The sequence below is a fragment of the Flavobacterium sp. genome (genome assembly GCF_044376915.1).
In the GTDB taxonomy this organism is placed as follows: Bacteria; Bacteroidota; Bacteroidia; order Flavobacteriales; family Flavobacteriaceae; genus Flavobacterium.
In genome coordinates, this window is sequence record NZ_JBILKB010000108.1 from 1 (window position 1) to 4,613 (window position 4,613).

Below are 4,613 nucleotides of genomic sequence, written 5' to 3' on the forward strand. Positions count from 1 at the left end.
GGCGCGAATGATACCCCCAGCAAAAACCAAGGCATAAAATCCGAACAAAAGGGTTTGTTTTGAAAACGCTTCCATACTTTTAGGATATACAAGTACACAAAACAAAACGCTAATGAGTGCCAAACCACTGAAGCATTTCAGGAGCAAGCCTTTTTTCTCGTTTTGATCTACTATATGCCCTGCAAATAAAGCCATACTTATCGCCGGAATAATTTCCATCAAGCCGATCAAGCCTAAAGAAAGAGGGTCTTTAGTGAGTCGATACACCTCCCACTCGATCAATACAAACTGCATGGACCAAGCCAATACTATACTTAACCGCATGGCTAAAAACCATCGAAATTCGGGAATTCGTAAAGATGAAAAAGGATCTTTTTTAGCCATTTGATTGTTGAATATCTCGCAATTGCAGTTGCAAAGTTACCGTATCTTTCCATTCGTTTTCTTCCAATGAAAAAATAGCATCAAATTTCTTTTTATGGGCAACTCGGTCTAATTTTTTACCCAATCCAAAACCAATTGCACCAAAACTAGTGGAATGACCTTGTTTGATATAGGCCTTTAAATGTTCGTTTTCCGAACCTAAGGTTTTCGCATAACCCGAATCTGTTAGGTCTTTAGCTAAAAATAAGGGCATCATATTTTCGGGGCCAAAAGGTTCAAATTGTTTCAAAACACGCATTAATTTCGGATTGATTACAGACAATTCAATTTCGGCATCATAAGAAATTTCAGGCATTAATAAGTCGGGACGAATGGTTTTCGAAACTTCTTTTTCAAAAGCAATTTTAAAATCTTGGTACTTATGTTCCAAAAGTGTCATGCCGGCCGCGTACATATGGCCGCCAAATTGCTCCAAATGTTCAGCACAAGCTTCTAGGGCATTATAGATATCAAACCCTTTTACCGATCGAGCCGAAGCGGCTAATTTTTCACCACTTTTTGTAAACACTATCGTGGGACGATAATAATTTTCTACCAAACGAGAGGCAACAATTCCAATGACCCCCTTGTGCCAATTTTCTTGATACACCACGGTTGAAAATCGGGTTTGCTCGTTGTTCTCTTCAATTTGAAGTAAGGCTTCTTTGGTAATTTGTTTGTCTAATTCTTTTCTGTCGGAATTGTGCTGTTCAATTTCAGAAGCAAATTGCTCGGCTTGTTCCCAATCATATTCAGTTAGTAAAGCCACCGCTTCATTTCCATGTTTGATTCTGCCAGCTGCATTGATTCGAGGAGCTACTACAAAAACCACATCCGTAATGGTTAGCACTTTCTTTTTTACCTGTTGAATTAAGGCTTTAATTCCTGGTCGGGGATTGGTATTAATCACTTCCAAACCAAATTTGGCCAACACCCTATTTTCACCAGTTATGGGAACAATGTCGGCAGCAATGGCTGTGGCTACTAAATCTAAGTACCCCAACAAATCTGCAATCGTTTGGTTTCGGTTTTCGGCTAAGGCTTGAATCAATTTAAAGCCCACACCACAACCGCATAATTCATCATAAGGATAACTACAATCCTCACGTTTTGGATCTAAAATGGCAACTGCATCAGGCAAAATAGGCCCTGGACGGTGGTGATCGCAAATGATAAAATCAATGTTTTTTTCATTGGCATAAGCTACGTGATCTATGGATTTTATACCGCAATCGAGTGCAATAATTAAAGAAATATTGTTGTCTTCAGCATAATCTATTCCGGTGTAGGAAATCCCGTAACCTTCGGCATATCGATCAGGAATATAAGTGGCCACATTGGGATAATAACTGCGTAAATAACTTGAAACTAGAGACACTGCAGTCGTTCCGTCGACGTCATAATCGCCAAAAACCAAGATGTTTTCGTTATTGGAAATGGCGGTTTCAATGTGTGCCACAGCTTTGTCCATGTCCTTCATGAGGTACGGATTGTGCAAATCGGCTAAGGTAGGACGGAAAAATGTTTTGGCTTGTTCGAAGGTTTCTATTCCTCTTTGAACTAATAATGTAGCGATGATTTCATCGACTTGGAGGGCGCTTTGAAGGGCGTTTACTTTCTCGGGATTTGGCTTAGATTTTGGATTCCAACGCATAGGTTAATTACGAATTAAAAAGGATGAATTATGTTATTTTGGCTTATATACTTGAATGACAAAGGTATAAATATTTTTACCATTCTAGCTTAATTTTATTGGTTATGATAAAACCATTTGAAAAAAATAAATTTGAAACTATTCTTTTTTTTATTATTTTGATAGATAAACTCTACGAAACTATTATCAAATGAAAACAAAAAAATTATTACTTGTGTTAGTAGCAACTTTGCTAATTTTATTTTACTCTTGTAAACCAACATACAAGACAATAAATAAAGTTAACAAAACTATAGAATACAATTCTAAAGAAGAATATTGTGTCAAGATAAAAGACAAATACAATATAGAAACATCTAATTTAGTATTTATTGATAGTGTTCAAAAAAACAACTTTATGAACTATATCGTAAACGAAAAAGTGGCATATTTATATGGCATTGTTGTAAATAGTAAAGACAAGATTGACAATAATTTTATAGAAGAAAATAACTCGTGCTATTCAAGAGTTACTAATTTAGTAAAAAACAATCCTGAACTAATTGGAGAAAAATTCAGTCCAACAAAAATTTTAAATTTTGATTATACAAATTCAAACAAGGAACCTGTTAAATTAGAAGGAAATAAAATGCTGTTAATAATATTTTCTACAAAATTGGGCACAAGCATCATCAACGATATAAAAAAAATAACTGACGAATTTAAAATTAATGAAAATTTTAAAACTTATAATTATTATCTGATTTCAATAGACTAATTTTTATTACTTTTCCCACCAACACAAACCACAATCTCTCCTTTAGCTGGTTTGGCTTCAAAATGCTTCAATACCTCTTCGGCAGTTCCTCTAATGGTTTCTTCGTGTAATTTGGATAATTCTCGAGAAACAGAAACCGCTCTATCCGCTCCGAAATACTGAACAAATTCGGCTAAGGTTTTGTTTAATTTATGGGGGGATACATAGAAAATCATCGTTCTATATTCTTCTTGTAGCGCTAAAAATCGGGTTTGCCTTCCTTTTTTATCGGGTAAAAAACCTTCAAATACGAATTTATCATTCGGTAAACCGCTGTTCACCAAAGCTGGAACAAAAGCGGTTGCGCCTGGCAAACATTCTACAGTAATGCCGTGTTCTACACAAGCTCGGGTCAATAAAAACCCAGGGTCAGAAATGGCCGGGGTTCCGGCATCGCTTATTAAGGCAATCATTTCGCCAGCTTGCAATCGCTTGACCAAATTCTCAACGGTTTTGTGTTCGTTGTGCATGTGGTGGCTGTGCATGTGGGTCGCAATTTCGAAGTGCTTTAGTAATTTACCACTGGTACGGGTGTCTTCAGCTAAAATTAAATCCACTTCTTTCAGCACTTTAATGGCTCGAAAGGTCATGTCTTCTAAATTGCCTATCGGCGTGGGAACGATGAATAATTTACTCATTTATGGATACAGGGTGTAATTGTATTCTGTGTGAAACAACTTCTAATTAAACTTTTTCTCAATTATATCTAAAAATCGCGTTTCATATTCTTCATTTCCTTCCCAATTATCATAATCGGGTTTTACAAAGTCTTGTATAAAATCTTTAGCCTCTTCGAAAGTATCAAAACTATTCAACTGGGAAAGGACACGGTTGAAATCATCTGAATGACCACCAAATAGTTTTTTCTCAAATGCAATTCGATCGTTTAATCCAATATTTATACCTTTGTTTAATGCATCATTTAACGACACTATTTTTTCTTCTTTGACTTCTTCTTTAACTTCTTTTTCTGCTGCTGGTTCTTGGGGCGCTTCGTTAAGAAAATCAGTCACAACATCCAATGGATCAAAGGAAAGATCGTTGGCTAATGCAACAACTTCAGGAACAGCATCAACCTTTACAAAATCCAATTCTTGATAATCGTGAACCAACATGTCTTCAAATGAAATTTGTTTGGCTACGACCGGTTTTTGTTTTTCAGGTTTTATGAATTTTTTTTCAGGTTTGCTTTCTGGAATAATTTCCTTTGGAGCTTCAACAACTTCTTCTGATTCTTCTACTTCAACTGACGCTTCAACTTGGGATTCCAATGCATCATCTTCGTCAAGTTCGTCAAGCATTAATTCAGCTATTACTATTTTTTCCTCGCTTACTGGGATCACTTTTTCAACTTCAACTTCAGAATCTATGGCATGAGCAGACGATACTTCTTTTGTTTCAAGAGGAGCAGAAAAAACCTCTGAAGGTTTTCCTTCCAACATTTCTTCAAGAACAGCAGCTGGAATTTCATTTTTTAGCATTTCAAAATTTTCTTCATAGAATCGCAATATGGTCAATTGATCATACAAATTCTTTGCTTCTTGTTGCAATTGAAGGGTTTCGGAGTGGTTTTTTAATTTTAAAATTCGGTGCGCAATACTGATTAATTCAGCGGATACTCTTTTCTTCATAACTTTATTAAATGGAATTGAATATATCGATACTTTTTTAATATTTTTGTTTTGCTTACAAATGTAGCAGAAAATAATTTTTTAACGTACGAAAGATACAAAATGTTTC

At 35.6% G+C, this 4,613-nt stretch carries 4 protein-coding genes and 1 pseudogene; 1 reads left to right on the forward strand and 4 read right to left on the reverse strand.

The window, feature by feature from the left end; translation table 11 throughout:
• Positions 1-384: pseudogene (locus tag ACIQ6Z_RS09115) on the reverse strand (MFS transporter); the annotation flags it as partial.
• The gene (gene recJ, locus ACIQ6Z_RS09120) at positions 377-2,077 is read right to left on the reverse strand and encodes a single-stranded-DNA-specific exonuclease RecJ (RefSeq protein WP_396210574.1); all 1,701 of its coding nucleotides are present in this window, start codon (positions 2,075-2,077) and stop codon (positions 377-379) included. The gene recJ and the pseudogene ACIQ6Z_RS09115, both read right to left, overlap by 8 nt.
• A gap of 190 nt (positions 2,078-2,267) precedes the next feature.
• Here recJ and ACIQ6Z_RS09125 point away from each other — a divergent pair, with 190 nt between their 5' ends.
• Positions 2,268-2,834, forward strand: coding sequence for a hypothetical protein (locus ACIQ6Z_RS09125; RefSeq protein ID WP_396210575.1), 567 nt, complete (start codon positions 2,268-2,270; stop codon positions 2,832-2,834).
• Here ACIQ6Z_RS09125 and rsmI read toward each other — a convergent pair.
• Together rsmI and ACIQ6Z_RS09135 are read right to left on the reverse strand one after the other, a co-directional pair.
• On the reverse strand, positions 2,831-3,511 hold the full coding sequence (gene rsmI, locus ACIQ6Z_RS09130; protein WP_396210576.1) for a 16S rRNA (cytidine(1402)-2'-O)-methyltransferase: 681 nt from the start codon (positions 3,509-3,511) through the stop codon (positions 2,831-2,833). The two genes, ACIQ6Z_RS09125 and rsmI, sit on opposite strands and share 4 nt — an antisense overlap.
• 42 nt (positions 3,512-3,553) lie before the next feature.
• Complete coding sequence (locus ACIQ6Z_RS09135) at positions 3,554-4,504, reverse strand: hypothetical protein (RefSeq protein WP_396210577.1); 951 nt, start codon at positions 4,502-4,504, stop codon at positions 3,554-3,556.
• Positions 4,505-4,613: the final 109 nt, after the last annotated feature.